A 21,519-nucleotide genomic window follows, 5' to 3' on the forward strand; every position below is an offset into this window, starting at 1 on the left:
CCATTCTTGCTGTGGACAGGCCCCGACGGTACCTCGGGACGTCGCGGGAATGATCACGTTCGCGCGTGCGGTGCCGGGTCCGGTGCCGGGACCGCGGTGCCGCGGCGGCTTGCTAGGGTGAGCGCGAACCACTCCTTTAAGGGACCGTCCCGTGAGGCGGACAAGGAGGCGCTGTGCCCTCGGAGCATCGTCGTGCCCGGACGACCGTCGTCGGCGACGCCGACGACCGTCCGCTCGATCCCACCGGCTCACCCGACCCCACCGGTCCGCCCGACCCCGGTGACCCGCCCCCGGTTCTCACCGCCGCCGACGTCGCGCGCATCACCGACCGGATGGCCCACCAGATCATCGAGAACGTCGCGCGCAGCGACTTCGACGCCGTGCTGCTCGGCATCCCCACCCGCGGGGTCCCGCTCGCGCACCGGCTGTCGGCGCGCATCCTCGCGTTCGCCGACGTCGAACTGCCGGTGGGCTCGCTCGACATCACTCTCTACCGCGACGACCTGCGCCTGCGCGGCGTCCGCCCCCTGGGCGAGACGGTAGAGCCCGACGGCGGGGTCGACGGGCGGGTGGTGATCCTCGTCGACGACGTGCTCTGCTCGGGCCGCTCGTGCCGTGCGGCGCTGGACGCGCTCACCGAGCTGGGGCGGCCCCGCAGCGTGCAGCTCGCCACGCTCGTCGACCGCGGCCACCGCGAGCTGCCGATCCGCGCCGACTACGTCGGCAAGAACCTGCCCACCGCCGCCGCCCAGGACGTGCGTGTGCTGCTGAGGGAGATCGACGGCGACGACCCGGGCGACGCCGTGTACGTCGACGACTCCGAGGCTTTCGGGACGGGGGCGTCGTGAGCGCCCACCTGCTCTCTGCCGCCGACCTCGACCGGGACGCGGCGACGGCGATCCTCGACACCGCTGAACGCATGCACGCCGTGCAGACCCGCGAGGTGAAGAAGCTCCCGCCGCTGCGCGGTCGCACGATCGTGAACCTGTTCTTCGAGGACTCCACCCGTACCCGCTCGTCGTTCGAGATCGCGGGCAAGTGGCTCTCGGCGGACGTGATCAACGTCAGCGCCAAGGGGTCGAGCGTGAGCAAGGGCGAGAGCCTGCGCGACACCGTGCTGACGGTGGCGGCGATGGGCGTCGACGCGCTGGTCGTGCGCCACCACGCCTCGGGCGCGGTGAACCGGATCGCGACCTGGGTGGGGTGCAGCGTCGTCAACGCCGGCGACGGCACGCACGAGCATCCGACCCAGGCGCTGCTGGACGCGTACACGCTCCGGCGCCGACTCGGTGAGCTCGCCGGCCGGCACGTCGTCATCGTCGGCGACATCACCCACAGCCGGGTGGCTCGCTCGAACGTGCTGCTGCTGTGCACGCTCGGCGCCCGCGTCACCATCGTCGCGCCGCCGACGCTGTTGCCCTCCGGCATCGGCAGCTGGCCGTGCGAGACCAGCTGGGACCTCGACGCCGTGCTGTCGGGCAAGGCCCACGGCGACGTCGACGCCGTGATGATGCTGCGGGTGCAGCGGGAGCGGATGAACGGCGGCTACTTCCCTACCGAGCGCGAGTACGCGATCGGGTACGGGCTCACCCCCGAACGGCTCGACCTGCTCGCCGAGCACGCGCCGGTGTTGCACCCCGGTCCGATGAACCGCGGCCTGGAGATCTCGTCGGTGGCGGCCGACAGCGAACGCTCGGTGGTGCTCGACCAGGTGCAGGCGGGGGTCTCGGTGCGCATGGCCGTGCTCTACCGGCTGCTCGCCGGCGCGGGGGAGGTCGCGCTGTGAGCCTGCTGCTGCGGGGAGCCGCGCTCCTCGGTGCCGACCCGACCGACGTCCTCGTCGAGGACGGCGTGATCGCCGAGGTCGGGGCGGGGCTGTCCGGCGACACGGTGGTCGACGCCGACGGTCTGGTGCTGCTGCCCGGATTCGTCGACCTGCACACGCATCTGCGCGAACCGGGCCGCGAGGACGCCGAGACGATCGCGACGGGGTCGGCCGCGGCCGCGCTGGGCGGTTTCACCGCCGTGCACGCCATGGCCAACACCGACCCGGTGGCCGACAGTGCCGAGATCGTCGAGCAGGTGTACCGCCGCGGGCGGACGGCGGGGCTCGTCGACGTCCGTCCCGTCGGCGCGGTGTCGAAGGGGCTCGCGGGCGAGACGCTCGCCGAGATCGGCAACATGGCGCGCTCCGCCGCACAGGTGCGGGTGTTCAGCGACGACGGCCGCTGCGTGCACGACGCCCGGCTCATGCGACGGGCCCTGGAGTACGTGAAGGCGTTCGACGCGGTCGTCGCGCAGCACGCCCAGGACCCGCGGCTCGCCGACCACGCCGCCTGCGCGCACGAGGGTGAGCTCTCGGGCCGACTCGGGCTCGCCGGCTGGCCGGCGGTGGCCGAGGAGTCGATCGTCGCGCGCGACGTCATGCTCGCCGAGCACGTCGGGTCGCGGCTGCACGTGTGCCACGTGTCGACGGCCGGCACGGTCGAGGTGCTGCGTTGGGCCAAGGCCCGCGGCGTCGCGGTCACCGCCGAGGTCACGCCGCACCATCTGCTGCTGACCCACGACCTGCTCGAGACCTACGACCCGCTGTACAAGGTGAACCCGCCGCTGCGGCCGGCCGAGGACGTCACCGCGCTGCGGGCGGCGCTGGCCGACGGCACCGTCGACGCGGTCGCCACCGATCACGCGCCGCACGCCGCGCACGACAAGGACCACGCGTTCGGCGACGCGGCATTCGGCATGCTGGGGCTGCAGACCGCGCTCGGCGTGGTCGCCGAGACGATGGTCGACACCGGCCTGCTCGACTGGGCGGGGGTGGCCGACCGGATGTCGACCCGGCCGGCCACGATCGGGCGCGTGCCCGGTCACGGTGGCGGGCTCGGTGTCGGGGCGCCGGCCAACCTGGTGCTCGTCGACCCGGCCGGCGCCTGGACCGTCGACCCCGCCGCGCTGGCGTCGAAGGCGCGCAACACCCCGTTCGCCGGGCACCGGTTCCCGGCGCGGGTCGTGGCCACGGTGTTCCGTGGCCGACTCACCGTGCAGGACGGATCGATCGTGGAAGGGGTGCCCGCGTGACGGCACTGCTCGTGCTGGAGGACGGCCGGACGTTCGCCGGCGAACCGTTCGGGGCCGAGGGGGAGACGGTCGGCGAGGCCGTCTTCAACACCGGCATGACCGGCTACCAGGAGACGCTCACCGACCCGTCGTACCACCGTCAGGTCGTCGTGCAGACCGCGCCGCACATCGGCAACACCGGCATCAACGACGACGACCCCGAGTCGCGTCGCATCTGGGTCGCGGGCTACGTCGTGCGCGACCCCGCCCGCCGGGCGTCCAGCTGGCGTTCCCGCCGTTCGCTCGACGACGAGCTCGCCGCGCAGGGCGTGGTCGGCATCAGCGGCGTCGACACGCGCGCGCTGACCCGCCACCTGCGCGAGCGGGGCGCGATGCGCTGCGGCATCAGCAGCATCGGCGACCGAGACGCGCTGCTGGCGACGGTGCTCGCCTCGCCGGCCATGGCCGGCAGCGACCTGTCGGCCGAGGTGACGACCCCCGACGCGTACCGGGTCGACGCGCTCGGGAAGCATCGCTTCACCGTCGCCGCGCTGGACTACGGCATCAAGACGATGACGCCGCACCGGATGGCCGAGCGGGGCATCACGTCGCACGTGCTGCCCTCCACGTCGAGCGCCGACGCGGTGGTCGCGACCGGCGCCGACGCGGTGTTCCTCGCCAACGGCCCGGGCGACCCGGCGACCGCCGATGTCGCGGTCGAGACGGTGCGCGAGCTGCTGCGCCGACAGGTGCCGGTCTTCGGCATCTGCTTCGGCAACCAGGTGCTGGGCCGCGCGTTCGGCTTCGGCACCTACAAGCTCGGCTACGGCCACCGCGGCATCAACCAGCCGGTGCAGGACCGCCGCACCGGCAAGGTCGAGATCACCGCGCACAACCACGGCTTCGCCGTCGACGCGCCGGCCGACCGCGCCACCGACACCGAGTTCGGTGCCGTCGAGGTCAGCCACGTCTGCCTCAACGACGGTGTGGTCGAGGGACTGGTCGCGCGCGACACCCGCGCCTTCAGCGTGCAGTACCACCCGGAGGCCGCGGCCGGTCCGCACGATGCCGCCTACCTCTTCGACCGCTTCGTCGAGCTCTTGGAGGGCCGCCGCTGATGCCGAAGCGCGACGACATCGAGCACATCCTGGTCATCGGGTCGGGGCCGATCGTGATCGGCCAGGCCTGCGAGTTCGACTACTCCGGCACGCAGGCCTGCCGGGTGCTGCGGGCCGAGGGGTTCCGCGTCAGCCTGGTGAACTCCAACCCGGCGACGATCATGACGGACCCGGAGTTCGCCGACGCCACCTACGTCGAGCCGCTCACGCCCGACTTCGTCGAGCGCGTCATCGCCAAGGAGCGCCCCGACGCGATCCTGCCGACGCTCGGCGGCCAGACCGCGCTCAACCTCGCCATCGACCTGCACGAGGCCGGGGTGCTCGACAAGTACGGCGTCGAGCTGATCGGCGCGGACGTCGACGCGATCCAACGCGGCGAGGACCGCCAGCGGTTCAAGGAGATCGTGCGCGCCGTCGGTGGCGAGGTGCCCTCCTCGCTGGTGTGCAAGACCCTCGACGAGGCGATGGAGTTCGCCGCGAGCGTCGACAACCGGGTCGTGATCCGGCCGTCCTACACGATGGGCGGCCTCGGCTCCGGCCTGGCCGACGGCGCCGACGAGGTGCGCACCATGGTCGCGCGTGGCCTCGCCGCCAGCCCCGTGCACGAGGTGCTGGTCGAGCAGTCGGTGCTGGGTTGGAAGGAGTACGAGCTCGAGCTGATGCGCGACAGGCACGACAACGTCGTGATCGTCTGCTCGATCGAGAACCTCGACCCGATGGGCGTGCACACCGGCGACTCGATCACCGTCGCCCCGGCGATGACGCTCACCGACCGCGAGTACCAGCACATGCGCGATCTCGGCATCGCGGTGCTGCGCGAGGTCGGCGTCGACACCGGCGGCTGCAACATCCAGTTCGCCGTCAACTCGGCCACCGGCGACATGATCGTCATCGAGATGAACCCGCGGGTGTCGCGCTCGTCGGCGCTGGCATCCAAGGCCACCGGCTTCCCGATCGCGAAGATCGCGGCCAAGCTGGCCGTCGGCTACACCCTCGACGAGATCCCCAACGACATCACCACCAAGACGCCGGCGGCGTTCGAGCCCACCCTCGACTACGTGGTCGTCAAGGTGCCGCGGTTCGCGTTCGAGAAGTTCCCCGGCGCCGACCCGGTGCTGACGACCCACATGAAGAGCGTCGGCGAGGCGATGGCGATCGGGCGCAACTTCACCGAGGCGTTCGGCAAGGCGCTGCGTTCGATGGAGACCAAGCGCGCCGGCTTCTGGACGCGGCCGGACGAGGAGCTGCCCACCGCCGAGCTGCTGAGTCGCGCCGCCGTCCCCACCGACGGGCGCATCTACTGGGTCGAGCAGGCGCTGCGGGCGGGGGCCTCGGTCGAGGACGTCGCCGGCGCCACCGGCATCGACCCGTGGTTCGTCGACCAGATCGCACTGATCGCCGAGACCGGCGCGGCGCTGCGCGACGCGCCCACGCTGACCGAGGCGCTGCTGCGGCGCGGCAAGCGGCACGGGCTGTCCGACCCGCAGATCGCGGCGCTGCGCCCCGAGCTGGCCGGCGAGGACGGTGTGCGCACGCTGCGCCACCGGCTCGGCATCCGGCCGGTGTTCAAGACCGTCGACACCTGCGCCGCGGAGTTCGCGGCGACGACGCCGTACCACTACTCGTCCTACGACGAGGAGACCGAGGTCGCGCCGCAGCCCGACCGCGAGAAGGTGATCATCCTCGGCAGCGGGCCGAACCGGATCGGGCAGGGCATCGAGTTCGACTACTCGTGCGTGCACGCCGTGATGGCGCTGCGGGCCGCGGGTTACGAGACCGTGATGGTCAACTGCAACCCCGAGACCGTGTCGACCGACTACGACACCGCCGACCGGCTCTACTTCGAGCCGCTGACGTTCGAGGACGTCCTCGAGGTCGTGCACGCCGAGCAGCAGTCCGGCCCGGTCGCCGGTGTCGTCTGCACGCTCGGCGGGCAGACGCCGCTCGGGCTCGCACAGCGACTGAAGGACGCCGGCGTGCCGGTGCTGGGCACGCAGCCCGAGGCGATCGACCTCGCCGAGCACCGCGGTGCCTTCGGCCGGGTGCTCGCCGAGGCGGGGCTGCCCGCGCCCAAGCACGGCACCGCGACGTCGTTCGACGAGGCCCGGGCGGTCGCCGACTCGATCGGCTACCCGGTGCTGGTGCGTCCGTCCTACGTCCTCGGCGGGCGGGGGATGGAGATCGTCTACGACGAGCAGCACCTGTCCGACTACATCAGCCGCGCCACCGAGATCACCGACGACCACCCGGTGCTCGTCGACCGCTTCCTCGACGACGCGATCGAGATCGACGTCGACGCGCTCTACGACGGGCACGAGCTCTACCTCGGTGGCGTCATGGAGCACATCGAGGAGGCCGGCATCCACTCCGGCGACTCCGCGTGCGCGCTGCCGCCGATCACCCTCGGCGCGGCCGACATCGCCGCCGTGCGCCGCTCGACGCTCGCCCTCGCCCAGGGGGTCGGCGTGCGGGGGCTGCTCAACGTGCAGTACGCGCTCGCCGGCGACGTGCTCTACGTGCTCGAGGCGAACCCGCGGGCCTCGCGGACCGTCCCGTTCGTCTCGAAGGCCACGGCGGTGCAGCTGGCCAAGGCCGCCGCGCGCATCGCCCTCGGCGCGACCGTCGCCGAGCTGCGTACCGAGGGGCTGCTGCCGGCGACGGGTGACGGCGGCGACCTGCCCGACGACGCGCCGATCGCGGTCAAGGAGGCCGTGCTGCCCTTCCACCGGTTCCGCACGCCCGCCGGCGACCAGGTCGACTCCATCCTCGGCCCGGAGATGAAGTCCACCGGCGAGGTCATGGGTTTCGACACCACCTTCGGGACGGCCTTCGCCAAGTCGCAGGCGGCTGCCTACGGTTCGCTGCCGACGTCGGGGACGGTCTTCGTCAGCATCGCCAACCGCGACAAGCGTGCGGCCATCTTCCCGGTGAAGCGGCTCTCCGACCTCGGGTTCCGGGTGCTCGCGACGACCGGGACGGCGCAGGTGCTGCGGCGCAACGGCGTCCCGGTGGAGGTCGTCGGCAAGTTCAGCGAAGGTGGCGGCAACGTCGTCGAGCGCATCCTCGCCGGCGACGTCGACCTCGTCCTCAACACGCCCTGGGGCTCGGGTGGCCCGCGGTTGGACGGCTACGAGATCCGCACCGCCGCGGTCACCGCCGGCATCCCGTGCCTGACCACGACGCAGGCCTTCGCCGCCGCCGTCCAGGGCATCGAGGAGCTCATCCGCGGCGACGTCGGCGTCCGCAGCCTGCAGGAGTTCCACGCGGTCATCCGTCCGGCCGGACGTGCGCGTTGACCCGCCCCGTCCGCCCCAGCCTATCGACTGGCGACTTTCGCGCCGACTGGCGACCTGTAGGTCGCCAGTCGGCCGCGAAGTCGCCAGTCGGCGGGAGAAGTCGCCAGTGGATTCGCGGGGAGGGGGGCAGTCGATGAGCGTCGTGCAGGAGCAGGCGGAGATCTTCTCGGTCACCAGGGCGGGGGAGTACTTCCAGTTCACGGTGATCGCGCCGCGCATCGCCGAGGGGTTCCGCCCCGGGCACTTCGTGGCCGTCGCGGTCGGCGGCGAGAACTCGGCGATGGGGTTGCGCCGCGCGTTCGCGATCGCCGGGGCGACGCCGACGGGCGCGTTCGCCGGCACCGTCCAGTTCGTCGTCGCCGAGCACGGGCCGGGCACCCGGTGGCTGACGCAGCGCCGCGCGGGCGAGGTCGTCGACCTCGTGGGGCCGCTCGGCACACCGTTCCCGCTGCCGAACGGGCCGGCACCGGCCGTCCTCGTCGGCGGGGGTTACGGGTCGGCTCCGCTCATCCCGCTCGCGCACGCCCTGCTCGCCCAGGGTTCGCCGATCGAGTTCGTGCTGGGCGCGGCGACCGGCTCGCGGCTCTACGGCGAGCTCACCGCCAAGCGCACGGCCGGGCAGGTCACCGTCACCACCGACGACGGGTCGGCCGGCGAGCGCGGTCTCGTCACCGACGTGCTGCCCGCGGCGATCGAGCGGATCAACGCCGAGATCGTCTACGCCTGTGGCCCGATGCCCATGCTGCAAGCCGTCGGCAACATTGCGCAGAAACACGCAATACATGCCGCGGTCGCCGTGGAGGAGGCCATGGCCTGCGGCATCGGCGTCTGCATGACGTGCGTGCTCCCGGTGCGGGGGGACGACGGCCGCACCAGGCTCGTCCGCTCGTGCGTCGAGGGACCCGTCTTCGATGCGGCCCGGGTGCGGTGGAACGACGTGGGGCACCTGCCCGCCGACCTCGTCGGCGCGGACGCGATGCGAGGTCACTGATGGACATGTCCACCCGGCTCGGGACGCTCACCCTGCCCAACCCGGTGCTGACCGCATCGGGCTGCGCCGCCGCCGGTCGCGAGCTGCACCAGTTCTTTGACGTCGCCGAGCTGGGTGCCGTCGTCACCAAATCGATCATGACCAGGCCCCGGTCGGGACGTCCCACACCGCGGATGGCCGAGACGCCCAGCGGCATGATCAACTCCATCGGCTTGCAGGGGCCGGGCATCAACTCGTTCGTCGAGAACGATCTCGCCTGGCTCGCCGAGCACGGGGCTCGCACCGTCGTCTCCATCGCCGGTGGCCACACCGACGAGTTCGTCGAACTGGCGCGACGGTTGTCCGGGCACCCCGCCGTCTCGATGCTCGAGGTCAACATCTCCTGCCCGAACGTCGAGTCGCGCGGGCAGGTCTTCGCCTGCGACGCGATCGCGTCGTCACGGGTGATCGGCGCGGTGCGACGCGCGGCCGACCCGGCGCAGCCGGTGTTCGCGAAGCTCTCGCCCGACGTCACGGACATCACGCATATTGCGCGCGCCTGCGCAGATGCCGGCGCCGACGGGTTCTCGCTCATCAACACCCTGCTGGGCATGGTGATCGACACCGACACCATGGCGCCGGCGCTCGGCGGCGTCACCGGTGGACTGTCCGGGCCGGCGATCCGGCCGGTGGCGGTGCGGTGCGTGTGGCAGGTGCGCCAAGCGCTGCCGCACCTGCCCATCCTCGGCATGGGTGGCATCCGCTCCGGCCTCGACGCGCTGCAGTTCGTGCTCGCCGGCGCGTCGGCGGTCTCGGTCGGGACGGCCGTGTTCGGCGACCCGTCCGCCCCGGTGCGCGTGCTCGCCGAGCTGGAGCAGGCACTGGCCGAGCGTGGCTTCGCCTCGCTGCAGGACGCGGTCGGCTTCGGCCACCTCACGGCGCCGCAGCGGGTGGGTCGGCTCCAGCCGAAGGCGGCCGGGGCGGCGGCGTCGTGACCGGCTTCGGCGCGCGCCTCGACGCGGCGCTCGACGAGCGGGGGTCGCTGTGCGTCGGCATCGACCCGCATCCGGGCCTCCTCGCGGCGTGGGGGCTGTCCGACGACGCGGTCGGCCTCGGCCGTTTCGCCGACACCTGCGTCGAGGCGTTCGGCGGCCTCGCCGCCGTGGTCAAGCCGCAGTCGGCGTTCTTCGAGACCTACGGCTCGGCCGGCATCGCCGTCCTCGAGCGCACCGTCGTCGCGGCGCAGGCGGCCGGCGCGCTCGTCCTGCTCGACGTCAAGCGCGGCGACATCGGCTCCACCATGACCGCGTACGCCCGCGCCTACCTCGATCCCGCGTCGCCGCTGGCCGCCGATGCGATCACGGTGAGCCCGTTCCTGGGCGTCGGCTCCCTCGACCCGGCCTTCGCCGCGGCGACCGAGCACGAGCGCGGCCTGTTCGTGCTGGCCGCGACGTCCAACCCCGAGGGGCCGCAGGTCCAGCAGGCCGTGGTCGCCGGCCGCAGCGTGGCCCAGGCCGTGGTCGACGACGTCGGCGCCCGCAACGCTGGCGCGACGCCGCTCGGGTCGTTCGGCGTCGTCGCCGGTGCCACGATCGCCGACCCGCCCGACTTCACCGCCCTCGGCGGTGCCGTTCTCGCGCCGGGCGTCGGCGCACAGGGGGGCACGGCCGACGACGTCCGGCGGATCTTCGGCGCCTCGCTGCGCGCGGTGGTGCCGAGCGTGTCCCGGGAGGTGCTGCGCGCCGGGCCGGACGTCGCCGCGCTCCGGGCCGCCGTCGAACGCCTCGTCGCCGACTTCGCCTTCCTGCGCGACTGAGCGGCGCTCAGTCCAGCCACTCGACCCGGACGGGACCCACCCGCAGCGTCCCGTCGGTCAGGGGAGTGCAGCGCATGCCGCCGCGGCCGCGCAGCGCCTTCCACGCGCCCGGGCCGAGCGCGACGTCCAGCCAGGCGCACGGGTGCGCCCGCCGGTTGAGGCGCAGCCGCACCGGGCCCGTGCCGCTGTCGAGGGAGAGCGTCCGGCCCGGCGCCGCGTCCACGTCGACGCCGCGCAGCAGGACGGTGCGCCGGGTGCGGGCCAGCCCGCCCTCCCAGCCGGCCAGGGCCTCGGCGGCCATCACCGTGACCGACGCGTCCCGGTGCGCGGGCCGGTTGAAGTAGCGGTCGCCGACGACCCCCAGGCCGGCGCGGACTCCGATCTCGTCGGTGGTGTCGTCGGCGACCGGCCCGGCCGGATCGGGGCGTCCGGCCCAGCGATGGACCGGCGAGACGAGCAGCTGCACGATCGCGGCGTCGAACGCGGGTGTCACGCCGTCATGGTGCCCGCTTTCACGGAAACCTGACAGAACGCCTCGCGGGTTGCGGTGATCGCCGAGGCCGCTCGGTAGGGTCTGGGACGGGCTGTGGCCCATCGGCATCGCACCCGCATGCCGACGTACGTACCTCCATCCGACGTTCCCCACAGGGAAGGCACCTCATGACCAACACGCTCGCACTGCCAGTCGTATCCAAGGCCGCTCGCGACATCATCGACCACGGCTATGCCGTGGTGAAGCTCGCCGACCTCGACGCCGCCAACCTGGACAAGGCCATCAGCACCGCCGTCGCGTTCTTCCAGCGCCCGCTCGAGGACAAGATGGCGCACGGCAGCACCGACCACAACTATGGGTACCGGCCGTTCGGCATCGAGTACTCCATCTCCCCCGAGCGCCCGGACATGAACGAGTGCTTCACCGTCTGGTCGAGCCGCCTCGACCTGATCCCGAACGCGCAGGACATCCCGGAGCTCACCGGGTCGTTCCTCGACTACCGCGACACCCTCGCCCCGCTCGTGAAGGGCATCCTGGACGAGATCGCGCGGCACTTCGAGGCGCCCGAGGCGCCGGCGTTCGAGAAGGCCGCCTACCTGCAGATCAACTACAGCATCCCGGCGCCGGCCGAGCGCGAGTTCCTGCAGGACAAGCACGAGGACGGCCACATGGTCACCGTCCTGCACCCGACCGCGCCGGGCCTGGAGATCTACGCCGAGGGCGAGCACAGCCCGAACGTCGCGCCGATGCTCCCGGCGGCCGACGAGATCGTGATCATGCCGGGCTCGGTGCTCACCGCGCTGACCGGCGGGGTGATCCAGCCGCTCTACCACCAGGTGCGCAACCACGGGCTCGACGACCGGCAGTCGATCATGTACTTCGTGAACCCCGAGATCGACGAGCCGCTGCACAGCTGGGTCGACGACGCCCGGGGCGAGCGGATCGACATCCGCGAGCACGTGCAGAACGCGCCGTCGATGTTCGGCCTGCCGCCGGTCGAGGCGCTGTAGCCGACACCCGCACGACGAGGCCCCGTCCGGATCCGTCCGGGCGGGGCCTTTCGTCGCGTCGCGGTCAGCGCGCCGTGATGTCGTCCAGCTCGGCGAGGTCGGCGGCGGACGGCTGCCAGCTGCCGGCCGCGACGTTGCGGGCCACCTGGTCGCGCGAGGTCGCCCCGGCGATGACGCTGGCGACCGCGGGCTGTGCCGCCAGGCCGCCCATCGCGACGTCGAGCAGGGTGACGTGGCGCTCCTCGGCGAAGGACTCCAGGGCCTCGACGACGTCGAACACCTCGTCGGTGAGGGTCGACTCGCGACCCCACGCCTGGATCCGGCTGCCCTCGGGGGCGGCCTCGCCGCGGCGGTACTTGCCGGTCAGCAACCCGCTGGCCAGCGGGAAGTAGGGCAGCAGCCCGATCCCGTAGTGCTCCAGGGCCGGGACGACGTCCTTCTCGAGATCGCGCTCGAGCCAGCTGTACTCGTTCTGCGCGCTGACGAAGCGCTCCAGCCCCCGGGCGCGCGCCGTCCACTCCGCGTCGGCGATCTGGAAACCGGTGAAGTTGGACGAGCCGAGGTAGCGGACCTTTCCCTCGCGCACGAGGTCGTCGAGTGCCGACAGCGTCTCCTCGATCGGGGTGCGCTCGTCGGGACGGTGCAGCTGGTAGAGGTCGATCCAGTCGGTGCGCAGTCGCCGCAGCGACGACTCGACGGCTCGCTTGACGTAGCGGCGCGACCCGCGCGCACCCCAGTCCTCGCCGTTGTCGTTGCCGCGCGAGCGTGAGTCGCTGCCGAACTTGGTGGCGAGGACGATGTCGTCGCGCCTGCCCTCGAGGATCTCGCCGAGCCGTTCCTCGGACGCGCCGTAGGAGTCGGCGGTGTCGAAGAGCGTGATGCCCTCGTCGAGCGCGGCGTGGACGACCTCGCGGCTGGCGGCCATGTCCAGCTTCATGCCGAGGTTGTTGGTGCCGAGCCCCACCGCGGAGACGACGAGCCCTGAGTTCCCGAGATGACGAAAGTCCATGTCGTCAGCCTTCCCCGCCCGGCCGGGCCGGCTGACATCGGGTCCGTCGTCGGCGCCCACCGCTGGCCGCCGTAGCCCTGGCCGACGGCGTGCGCGGTGTCCGCGTGAGTGACCGGCGATTGCCACGGCGATGTGCCTCGTCGTACTCGTTGCCGAGCGCCGCGACAGGCTCCTAAGGTCCTCGGGTGTACCGGGGCACGTGCCACGGCCAACACTGCCGGCGCCACCCTCGGACGTGCCGGGGGGCGCTGCGTGAACGACGGGTCGGACGTGCGCCGCCGCGCGACGGCCGGTGGCGTGCGGGGCGAGGGCACGTGACCGCGACCGGACGCGACGGTGCGGCGCCGCCGCCGGCGCACGAGGACCCGCCGGCGCCGTCCTACGTCGTCGCGTCGGTGGTCCGGCGCGGGCCGGAGGTCCGCACCCGGCGGCGCTACACCGTGACCTTCGCCGCCAACCCGGGGCTCGACGAGCGCGGCTCGGCCGAGGGGGAGGGCGGACCCGTCCGGCCGTCGCCGCGACAGCCGTCGCCACCGCCGCCGGCCCTGCTCGCAGCGCCAACCCAGGCCCGCGGTCGGCCGCGACCGGGTCCCGGCCGACCGGTACCGCCCGTCCCGGCACGACGCCCGTCACCGTCCGCGACGCGGGTGGCGCCACCCGGCCGGCCGGCCGGCCCGCGCACCCGGCGTCGCCGCTGGGCGGTGGGCATCGGTCTCGGCGTGCTCGCCCTCGCCGTCGGGGTGCCGATCCTGCTGCACGCGCTGACGGGCACCGGGGACGACGGCACCGGACCCGGTGCGGCGAAGCCACCGGCGACGGCGGCGAAGCCACCGGGCACCGCGAAGCCACCGGGCACCGCGAGGCCACCGGCGCCGGCGACGGGGGTGAGCGCAGCCGGCCGGACGGCCGCGCTCGGCTGGGCGCGGGCGGCGCTCGCCCGCGAGGCGGTCGTCGCCACCGACGACGTCACCGCGGCCGCGCTGCGCCGTGCCGGGTTCACCGCCGTGGTGGGCTGGCCGGTGCGCGGGTCCCGGCCGGCCGGGACCGCGCCGGGCCAGCCGGGTGGGCGCGCCGTCGACTACGTGATCGACGTCGCGGGCGTGACGCCGGCCGACCCGCAGCGCCGCGCGCTCGTCGCGGCCTCGCTGCCGCTGGCCGTCTTCGGTCCGGCGAGCGCGCCGTCGTCGGTCCGCGAGGTGGCACCGGACGGCGCGGCCGCCGCGCGGTCGCGCCTCGTCCGGGCCGGCAGCGCCCAGCGCGACGGCGGTCGCGAGCTGCTGCGCAACAGCGGCGTGGCGCCGGACCCGGCCGCCCGCACCGCGCTGCGCGCCGGGCACGTCGACCTGCGTGCCGAGACCGTCCTCAGCACGCTCGTGACCACCGGCACGGTGCAGGTCGGCGCTCCCCGCCAGTCGGCGGCGGAGGCGCGGGCCGGTGCGCCCGTCCGATCGCTGGTCGTCACCACCGCCGACCCCGCCGCGGTGCAGGCGGCGCTCGCCGCCCTGCCGCCGCCCTACCGCCCCGGCTCGGTCGACGCGATCGGCACCCGCGCCTTCCGCCTGGTGTGGTCACCGGCGCTGGCACCGGCCGGGGTCGTGGGCGGATGAGCGGCACCGCCGCCGCAGCGTCACCAGCCACCGGGACGCGAGCGTCGTCCCGTCCGTCGAGAGCGAGGTCCGCCATGATCGGCAGCACAGCACACCGGTACCGCCGGCCCCGGTCACGCGCCCCGCGGGGCCGTGGTCGCGGGGGCCGCGTCCTCGCGGTCGTGGTCGCCGCCGGCGCCGTCCCGCTCGCGACGGTGGTCGTCGCGAGCGGCACCGCACCGTCCGCCGCGGCGGCGGCGCCGGCCGCGGACGCGACGATCCGGGCCGCCCACTTCTCGCCGACCACGCCGGGCGTGGACGTCTACCTCGGTCGCTTCGACGGCAGGAGGCCGCCGACGACACTGTGGCTCAGCCACGTCCGCTACGGGGCGGTCACCGCCTACCAGCCGCTGACGCCGGGCGTCTACACCGTGGCGATGCGCGCGGCGGGTGCGTCGCCGACGTCGCCGCCGATGCTCACGTGGACCCTGCACGCCCGGCCGCACGACGCGTACACGGTGGCGGGGGTGGGGGCGGGCACCGCGGTCCGCGGCGTGGTGGTGCGCGACGACCTGTCGACGCCGCCGGCCGGCCGGGGGCGGGTCCGGGTGGTGCAGGCGGCGAGCCGCGTCCCGGTCGCGGACGTCGAGGCCACCGACGGGCAGGTGATCAGCCGCAGCGCCCGCTTCGCCACGGTGACCGGTTACGCGACGCTGCCGGCGGGCCGGTGGACGGTGCGCGCCCGGGGCACGTCGGGCTCGACCGCGAGCGCCAGCGGGCCCGTCGTGGTGCGCAGCGGGCAGGTGACCTCGATCCTGCTGCTGGACGCCAAGACCACCGGCATCACCGTCCGCACCGTCCTGGACGCCGCGTCCGCCGGGGTCGTCCCGCGCGACGCGGTGCCGGCCGGGGCGGGCGGGACGGCCCGCCTGGGGGCCGGCGGTCCCGCCGCCACGCTCGGGCCCCTCGCCGGGGTGCTCGGCGGGCTGGCCGTCCTCCTCGCCGCCGCGTCGGCCGGGACGTGGCGGCGCCGCCGGCGGTGCAGCCCCGGCCGGACGGGCCGTGATCGTGGCGCCGGGCGCGGTGCCTAGGCGCCGCGCGGCGACCCGAGGGCAACGACGCGGACGGCGCGTGTCGCTGCTGCTCGCCGCCGGCGCCGCCGTGCTTGCCGCGGCCGCCACCGTCCTCGCCGTCGGCGCCGGAAGTGGCGACGGCGGGGGAGCCGGGACGGGCCGCGCCGCGGGAGTCGTCGGTACGGCGACGGCGACGCGAGGGCCGATGGGTGCCGCCCCCGCCTCGCCCGTGCTGCAGGTCCCGGTCGACACCCGCGCCCCGGCCACCGGGCCGGGCGAGCCGGTGCACGTCGCGGTGGCGCGGGTGGGGATCTCGAGCGATCTCGAACGCCTCGGCCTCGACGCCCGCGGTCGGCTGCGCGCGCCGCGGCAGTTCGCCCGGGCCGGGTGGTACGCCGGCGGGATCCGCCCCGGCGCGCTCGGCCCCGCCGTCATCGCCGGCCACGTCGACTCGCGGACCGGGCCGGCGGTGTTCTTCGCGCTGCGCGAGGTGCGGATCGGCGACGACGTCGCGGTCCGCGACACCGCCGGTGCCGTCCGCCACTTCGTCGTGACCGACGTGCGCCGCTATCCGAAATCGGACTTCCCCAGCGCGGCCGTGTACGGCCCGGTCGCGCAGCCCGTCCTCCGACTCATCACCTGCACCGGCGACTTCGACCGCGCCCGCCGCAGCTACCTCGACAACCTGGTGGTGTCGGCGGTGCTGCGCGTCCGCCGCGCCGGCTAGCACCGCCCGCCGGGTCGCGCCGGCCGCGTCGGCCTGCGGTAGGTTGCGCGAAATGAACGAGGGATGGCAACCGGCCCGTCTCACGGTGCTCAGCGGGCCGTCCGGCGTCGGGAAGGGCACGGTCGTCGCCGAGCTGCGCCAACTCGTCCCCCATGTCTGGGTGTCGGTGTCCTGCACGACGCGCTCGCCGCGGCCGGGGGAGATCGACGGGGTCTCCTACCGCTTCGTCGACCGGGCCGAGTTCGAGCGGATGGCCACCGCCGGGGAGTTGCTCGAGCACGCCGAGTTCGCGGGCAATCGCTACGGGACGCCGCGCGGCGCCGTCGTCGACCACCTCGCCGAGGGCGTCCCCACGCTGCTCGAGATCGAGCTGGAGGGCGCGCGGCAGGTGCGTGCGGCGATGCCCGAGGCCCGCTTCGTCTTCCTCGCCCCGCCGTCGGCGCGCGAGCTCGCCGAGCGGCTCTCCGGGCGCGGCACCGAGTCCGCCGCCGACATGGCACGCCGGCTCGACCGCGCGGAGGTCGAGATGGCGGCGGCCAGCGAGTTCGACCACGTCGTCGTCAACCACGACGTCACCGACGCGGCCGCCGCGGTCGCCGCGCTCGTCATCGGCCCCAGCGAGGACCCGCCCGGCTGACCCGACCTGGTGATCGACGGGCGCCGCAGCCGCGGCTCAGCCCAACCGCCGCAGCCGCGGCTCAGCCCAACCGCCGCAGCCGCGGCTCAGCCCAACCGCCGCAGCCGCGGCCACAACCCCGTCCACCCGTCCCGCGGGCCGGTGCACACGAACACCGGCCCGTCCTGCTCGTCGTTGTCGAGGTCGACACCGTCGTCGACCGTCGCCGCGCGGCGACACGACGCGAACCAGCCCCGCAGCGTCGCTGCGCGGTAGCCGACGACGACGGCCGCGGTCGTGTCCGCCGGCGGCGGGCCGAGGTCCCACAGGCTGTTGTGGCCGCTGTAGACCGGGACCCGCGGCCGGTAGCGCGCAAGCGCACCGGCCTCCCCGTAGTTGGCCGCGAGGACGACGGGACGTCCGGGCTGCGCATCGAGCACGCCGGCGACGGTCGCGGCGAGACGCGGCCACCCCACCGTCTCGCCCGCGTCGTAGTTCACGGCGACGACCGGGGTCGACGGCAGCGTCCCGACCGGGACCACGGGCAGCATCAGCACCGCCGAGACGGCCGCCGACAGCGCGACCGCGGCCACCAGCAGCGCCCCCCGCGACCGTGCGCGACGTGCCCACCGCAGCGTCGGCTCGCAGCCCGCGGCCAGCAGCACGGGGTACAGCCCGCACAGGTAGTAGGGCTTCCCGCCGACGGCCAGGAACACGACGGCGAGCAGCGGGTACGCGACGGCCAGCGCACGCCAGGTCGCGAGCCGGGGATCGCGCCACAGCCGCACGAGCCCGGTCACCCACACCGGCACCAGCAGCGGGCTGACGAGCACCAGTTGGAAGGGCACGAACGCGATCCTCGGCTCGCTGCTGCCGGAGTCGCCGGCGGCGATCGAACTCGACAGCCGCAGCTGGGGCCAACCGTGCGTGGCCTGCCACACGAGATTCGGTGCCCACAGCGCCAGCGCGATCGCCGCGCCCGCCCACAGCCACCGTGAGGCGAAGACCCGTCGCGGCCCGGCGACCAGCACGCCGACGGCGAGCGCGAAGAGCAGGAACACCGGCAACGTCTTGATCTGCAGCGACACCCCCGCGGCGATGCCGACGAACGACCACGTCGGGCCGTCGTCGCGCAGCGCCCGCACCACGAGCCAGCTCAGCACCGCCCACGCCAGCAGGTCGAACACCGTGGTGGTGGCGAGGTGCGCCGCGGACACGACGATCGCGGCCACGCCCGCGCATGCGGCGGCGAGCCCCTGCGCCGCCGGCTCCGCGCCGAACTCGGCGGCCAGCAGCCCGGTCACGAGCACGACGAGCGCCCCGGCGAGCGCGGCCGGCACCCGCAACCACACCAGCGAGTGCCCGCTGACGGCGTCGACCGCGTGATCGAGCAGGGGCACGAGCGGGGGCTGGTCGACGTAGCCGAACGCCGGATGCCCGCCGATCAGCCGGAAGTAGAGCTCGTCGCGGTGGTAGCCGTAGCCCGCGGCCGCCACCAGCAGCACGACGAGGAACAGCGCGGCGACCCCGCCGAGCAGGCGCCACGCGGGCGGCCGGCGGCCGGCGACCCTCCCCGTCATCCCGTCATCATGACCGGACGGCGCCGTCGCGGCCAGGGTGCGGCGGACGCGTCAGAGCGCGCGCAGGATGTCCTCGACCCTTGCCTTCGCGTCGCCGAAGAGCATCTGGCTGTTGTCACGGAAGAAGAGCGGGTTCTGCACGCCGGCGTACCCCGCGGCCATCGAGCGTTTGAACACGACGACGTGCTGTGCCTCCCACACCCGCAGCACGGGCATGCCGGCGATGGGCGACGTGGGGTCCTCGGCCGCGGCGGGGTTCACCGTGTCGTTGGCCCCGATGACCAGCACGACGGACGTGTCGGCGAAGTCGTCGTTGACCTCGTCCATCTCGAGGACGATGTCGTAGGGCACCTTGGCCTCGGCGAGCAGCACGTTCATGTGACCCGGCAGCCGCCCGGCGACGGGATGGATGCCGAAGCGGACGTCGACACCGCGCTCGCGCAGCCGCCGCGTCAGGTCCGCGACCGGGTACTGCGCCTGCGCGACCGCCATGCCGTACCCCGGGGTGATGATCACCGACGACGCGTCCTTGAGCAGTTCGGCGGTGTCCTCGGCGCTGATCTCGCGATGCTCGCCGTAGTCGGTCTCGGTGCCCGGCGCGGCCTCGATGCCGAAACCGCCGGCGATCACCGAGATGAACGATCGGTTCATCGCCTGGCACATGATGTAGCTGAGGTAGGCACCGGACGAGCCGACGAGCGCGCCGGTGACGATGAGCAGGTCGTTGTCCAGCAGGAAGCCCGACGCCGCGGCCGCCCAGCCCGAGTAGCTGTTGAGCATGGACACGACGACGGGCATGTCACCGCCGCCGATGGACGCGACGAGGTGCCAGCCCAGCGCGAGGGCCAGCACGGTCACCGCGACGAGCAGGCCGAAGTTCGGCGCGGCCACGAACCAGATCGTCAGCGCGGCGAACGCGGCGAGCGCGCCGAGGTTGATCACGTTCTTGCCCGGCAGCATCAGCGGTGCGGACTTGATCCGGGCCGAGAGCTTGAGGTTGGCGACGATCGAGCCGGTGAAGGTGACGCCGCCGATGAAGATGCCGATGAACACCTCGGCGTGGTGGATGTGCAGCAGCGTGTTCGCGTCGTCGAGCTGATCCTGCAGTCCTGCGTAGTTGCCGATGACGAGGGCACCCTTCGCAGTGACGTCGCCGTGCCCGCCCTCGGTCTCGTAGTAGCCGTTCCAGCCGACGAGCACGGCGGCGAGACCGACGAAGCTGTGCAGCAGCGCGATGAGCTCGGGCATGCCGGTCATCTCGACGATCCGCGCCCGCCACAGCCCGACGGCGCCGCCGATGAGCACGGCGACGACGAGCAGCACGACGGCGACGGCCTCGGCGTCCTTGGTCGCGACGCCGACGGTCGCGGCCAGCGCGATGACCATGCCGGCGATGCCGTACACCACGCCGAGCCGCGACGACTCGTGCTTCGACAGCCCGGCCAGGCTCATGATGAACAGCAGGAAGGCGACGATGTAGGCCGCGGTGGCGATGCTCTGCGCGGTCATTTGCTGAACATCCCCAGCATCCGGCGGGTCACGGCGAATCCGCCGAAGACGTTGATGGACGCGAGCAGGATCGCGACGAACGCGAGCGTCCGGATCACCACGTAGTGCTGTTCGATCTGCAGCATGGCGCCGATCACGATGATGCCGCTGATCGCGTTGGTCACCGACATCAGCGGCGTGTGCAGCGCGTGGTGCACCTTGCCGATGACGTAGTAGCCGACGACCACCGCGAGCACCAGCACCGTGAAGTGCTGCGGCAGCGGGTCGGGCGCGAAGGCGTTGACGAGGAACAGCGCGAGCACGCCGATGCCGACGAGGGTCAGCTTTCGCGCGACGGTGATCGGCTGCTTCGGCTCGGCGGCCGGGGCGGGCGCGGCCGGTGCCGGCGCGGGCGCGGCGGACACCTGGACCGGGGGTGGTGGCCACATCCTCTCGCCGCCGTGCACGACGGTGATCCCGCGCTGCACGACGTCGTCGAGATCCAGGACGAGTCGGCCGTCCTTCCCGGGCGTCAGCAGCTTCATCAGGTTGACGAGGTTGGTGCCGTAGAGCTGCGAGGCCTGCGTCGGCAGCCGGCCGGCGAGATCGGTGTAGCCGATGATCGTCACCTGGTTGTCGGTGACGACGACCTCGCCGGCCCGCGACCCGGCGACGTTGCCGCCCTGTGCCGCGGCCATGTCGACGATCACGCTGCCCGGCTTCATCGCGGCGACGTCCTCGGCGGTGACGAGCGTGGGCGCGGGCCGGCCGGGGATCAGCGCGGTGGTGACGATGATGTCGACGTCGGCCGCCTGCTCGCGGTAGATCTCGGCGGCGCGGCGGTCGTAGTCCTCGCTGGTCGCACTGGCGTACCCGGTGCCGCTCTGCTCCTGCTCGACGTCGACGGCCAGGAACTCGCCGCCGAGCGAGCGCACCTGGTCGGCGACCTCGGGGCGCGGGTCGGTCGCGCGGACGATCGCGCCGAGGCTGCTGGCCGCACCGATCGCGGCCAGCCCGGCGACACCGGCGCCGGCGACCAGCACCTTCGCCGGCGGCACCTTGCCCGCGGCGGTGACCTGGCCGGTGAAGAAGCGGCCGAAGACGTGCGCGGCCTCGACCACCGCGCGGTAGCCGGCGATGTTGGCCATCGAGCTCAGCACGTCCAGCGACTGGGCGCGCGAGATGCGGGGGACGGCGTCCATCGCCAGCGCGGTGATCGGACGGGCGGCGAGCGCGTCGACGAGCTCCGGGCGCAGCGCCGGACTCAGCAGGCCGACGACGGTGGCGCCGTCGCGCAGCCGGGCGATCTCGTCGTCGGTGGGGGCGTTGACGGCGAACACGACGTCGGCGTGCCAGACGTCCTCGGTCGCACCGATCGTCGCGCCGGCGGCGGCGAAGGCGTCGTCGGCGATGCTCGCGGCGAGCCCCGCGCCGGCCTCGACGACGACGTCGTAGCCGAGCCCGCGCAGCTGCTCGACCGTCTTGGGGGTCGCGGCGACACGTGTCTCGCCGGCCTGTGACTCCTTGATGACCCCGATCAGCACCAGTGCACTCCCGTCTCGACGCTGGGCGAAACCTAGCCAACCCGAAGGCCTGCCCGCGCGGTCGCGTGAAGCCGGTCACCCGCGGGGCACGGTAGCGCGAACCGGGCGCGACCGGCCGCGACAGGCGTCGCGGGGG

General features: G+C 73.7%; 18 protein-coding genes. 13 read left to right on the top strand and 5 right to left on the bottom strand.

The window, feature by feature from the left end; translation table 11 throughout:
* Positions 1–173: 173 nt before the first annotated feature.
* The 8 genes from pyrR (at position 174) to pyrF (ending at position 10,257) form a co-directional block, all read left to right on the top strand.
* A complete protein-coding gene (gene pyrR / locus BUE29_RS12440) occupies positions 174–848 on the top strand; it encodes a bifunctional pyr operon transcriptional regulator/uracil phosphoribosyltransferase PyrR (RefSeq protein WP_073390645.1) in 675 nt (224 codons plus the stop codon).
* Positions 845–1,786 (top strand): aspartate carbamoyltransferase catalytic subunit, encoded by a 942-nt coding sequence (locus BUE29_RS12445; RefSeq protein WP_073390646.1) that lies wholly within the window; start codon positions 845–847, stop codon positions 1,784–1,786. Before pyrR ends, BUE29_RS12445 begins: the two co-directional genes overlap by 4 nt.
* Positions 1,783–3,078 carry a dihydroorotase gene (locus tag BUE29_RS12450; RefSeq protein ID WP_073390647.1) on the top strand — a complete coding sequence of 432 codons (1,296 nt, stop codon included), beginning with the start codon at positions 1,783–1,785 and terminating at the stop codon, positions 3,076–3,078. Before BUE29_RS12445 ends, BUE29_RS12450 begins: the two co-directional genes overlap by 4 nt.
* The gene (carA, locus tag BUE29_RS12455; protein ID WP_073391131.1) at positions 3,051–4,175 is read left to right on the top strand and encodes a glutamine-hydrolyzing carbamoyl-phosphate synthase small subunit; all 1,125 of its coding nucleotides are present in this window, start codon (positions 3,051–3,053) and stop codon (positions 4,173–4,175) included. Before BUE29_RS12450 ends, carA begins: the two co-directional genes overlap by 28 nt.
* Positions 4,175–7,471, top strand: coding sequence for a carbamoyl-phosphate synthase large subunit (gene carB / locus BUE29_RS12460; RefSeq protein ID WP_073390648.1), 3,297 nt, complete (start codon positions 4,175–4,177; stop codon positions 7,469–7,471). The genes carA and carB overlap by 1 nt, the downstream gene beginning before the upstream one ends.
* 133 nt (positions 7,472–7,604) lie before the next feature.
* A complete protein-coding gene (locus tag BUE29_RS12465; RefSeq protein WP_073390649.1) occupies positions 7,605–8,462 on the top strand; it encodes a dihydroorotate dehydrogenase electron transfer subunit in 858 nt (285 codons plus the stop codon).
* Positions 8,462–9,436: a dihydroorotate dehydrogenase gene (locus tag BUE29_RS12470; RefSeq protein WP_200800163.1), complete on the top strand. Its 975-nt coding sequence runs from the start codon at positions 8,462–8,464 to the stop codon at positions 9,434–9,436. Before BUE29_RS12465 ends, BUE29_RS12470 begins: the two co-directional genes overlap by 1 nt.
* Positions 9,433–10,257 (top strand): orotidine-5'-phosphate decarboxylase, encoded by an 825-nt coding sequence (pyrF, locus tag BUE29_RS12475; protein WP_073390650.1) that lies wholly within the window; start codon positions 9,433–9,435, stop codon positions 10,255–10,257. Before BUE29_RS12470 ends, pyrF begins: the two co-directional genes overlap by 4 nt.
* Before the next feature lie 7 nt (positions 10,258–10,264).
* Here the strand turns inward: pyrF and BUE29_RS12480 are convergent, their stop codons facing one another.
* A complete protein-coding gene (locus BUE29_RS12480) occupies positions 10,265–10,750 on the bottom strand; it encodes a hypothetical protein (protein ID WP_234971430.1) in 486 nt (161 codons plus the stop codon).
* A gap of 167 nt (positions 10,751–10,917) precedes the next feature.
* Between BUE29_RS12480 and BUE29_RS12485 the strand changes: the two genes are divergently transcribed.
* Entirely contained in the window at positions 10,918–11,760 is an 843-nt protein-coding gene (locus tag BUE29_RS12485; protein WP_073390651.1) for a 2-oxoglutarate and iron-dependent oxygenase domain-containing protein, read from the top strand.
* A 64-nt stretch (positions 11,761–11,824) separates the two neighbouring features.
* Here the strand turns inward: BUE29_RS12485 and BUE29_RS12490 are convergent, their stop codons facing one another.
* On the bottom strand, positions 11,825–12,769 hold the full coding sequence (locus BUE29_RS12490) for an aldo/keto reductase (protein WP_073390652.1): 945 nt from the start codon (positions 12,767–12,769) through the stop codon (positions 11,825–11,827).
* 314 nt (positions 12,770–13,083) lie between these two features.
* On the opposite strand from BUE29_RS12490, the gene BUE29_RS12495 reads away from it, so the two are divergent.
* From BUE29_RS12495 to gmk, 4 genes are all read left to right on the top strand, one after another.
* Entirely contained in the window at positions 13,084–14,376 is a 1,293-nt protein-coding gene (locus BUE29_RS12495; RefSeq protein WP_073390653.1) for a hypothetical protein, read from the top strand.
* 161 nt (positions 14,377–14,537) lie between these two features.
* The gene (locus BUE29_RS12500; protein WP_073390654.1) at positions 14,538–15,446 is read left to right on the top strand and encodes a DUF4397 domain-containing protein; all 909 of its coding nucleotides are present in this window, start codon (positions 14,538–14,540) and stop codon (positions 15,444–15,446) included.
* A gap of 40 nt (positions 15,447–15,486) precedes the next feature.
* A complete protein-coding gene (locus BUE29_RS12505) occupies positions 15,487–16,155 on the top strand; it encodes a class F sortase (protein WP_073390655.1) in 669 nt (222 codons plus the stop codon).
* 52 nt (positions 16,156–16,207) lie between these two features.
* Positions 16,208–16,792 (top strand): guanylate kinase, encoded by a 585-nt coding sequence (gene gmk / locus BUE29_RS12510; RefSeq protein WP_073390656.1) that lies wholly within the window; start codon positions 16,208–16,210, stop codon positions 16,790–16,792.
* Between the two features lie 86 nt (positions 16,793–16,878).
* Here the strand turns inward: gmk and BUE29_RS12515 are convergent, their stop codons facing one another.
* The 3 genes from BUE29_RS12515 to BUE29_RS12525 are packed head-to-tail and all read right to left on the bottom strand — an operon-like array spanning position 16,879 to position 21,383.
* Positions 16,879–18,351 carry a glycosyltransferase family 39 protein gene (locus BUE29_RS12515; RefSeq protein ID WP_073390657.1) on the bottom strand — a complete coding sequence of 491 codons (1,473 nt, stop codon included), beginning with the start codon at positions 18,349–18,351 and terminating at the stop codon, positions 16,879–16,881.
* 51 nt (positions 18,352–18,402) lie between these two features.
* Complete coding sequence (gene pntB, locus BUE29_RS12520; RefSeq protein ID WP_073390658.1) at positions 18,403–19,860, bottom strand: Re/Si-specific NAD(P)(+) transhydrogenase subunit beta; 1,458 nt, start codon at positions 19,858–19,860, stop codon at positions 18,403–18,405.
* On the bottom strand, positions 19,857–21,383 hold the full coding sequence (locus BUE29_RS12525; RefSeq protein ID WP_073390659.1) for a Re/Si-specific NAD(P)(+) transhydrogenase subunit alpha: 1,527 nt from the start codon (positions 21,381–21,383) through the stop codon (positions 19,857–19,859). The genes pntB and BUE29_RS12525 overlap by 4 nt, the downstream gene beginning before the upstream one ends.
* Between the last annotated feature and the right edge of the window lie 136 nt (positions 21,384–21,519).

It is taken from the genome of Jatrophihabitans endophyticus (genome assembly GCF_900129455.1).
Taxonomy (GTDB): Bacteria; Actinomycetota; Actinomycetes; order Mycobacteriales; family Jatrophihabitantaceae; genus Jatrophihabitans; species Jatrophihabitans endophyticus.

Excerpts from the sequence above, each read along its gene's own strand:
- BUE29_RS12470 (WP_200800163.1), top strand. The coding sequence starts at position 8,462 with ATGGACATGTCCACCCGGCTCGGGACGCTCACCCTGCCCAACCCGGTG.
- pntB (WP_073390658.1), bottom strand. The coding sequence starts at position 19,860 with ATGACCGCGCAGAGCATCGCCACCGCGGCCTACATCGTCGCCTTCCTG.
- BUE29_RS12465 (WP_073390649.1), top strand. The coding sequence starts at position 7,605 with ATGAGCGTCGTGCAGGAGCAGGCGGAGATCTTCTCGGTCACCAGGGCG.
- BUE29_RS12485 (WP_073390651.1), top strand. The coding sequence starts at position 10,918 with ATGACCAACACGCTCGCACTGCCAGTCGTATCCAAGGCCGCTCGCGAC.
- gmk (WP_073390656.1), top strand. The coding sequence starts at position 16,208 with ATGAACGAGGGATGGCAACCGGCCCGTCTCACGGTGCTCAGCGGGCCG.
- carB (WP_073390648.1), top strand. The coding sequence starts at position 4,175 with ATGCCGAAGCGCGACGACATCGAGCACATCCTGGTCATCGGGTCGGGG.
- BUE29_RS12490 (WP_073390652.1), bottom strand. The coding sequence starts at position 12,769 with ATGGACTTTCGTCATCTCGGGAACTCAGGGCTCGTCGTCTCCGCGGTG.
- BUE29_RS12515 (WP_073390657.1), bottom strand. The coding sequence starts at position 18,351 with ATGACGGGGAGGGTCGCCGGCCGCCGGCCGCCCGCGTGGCGCCTGCTC.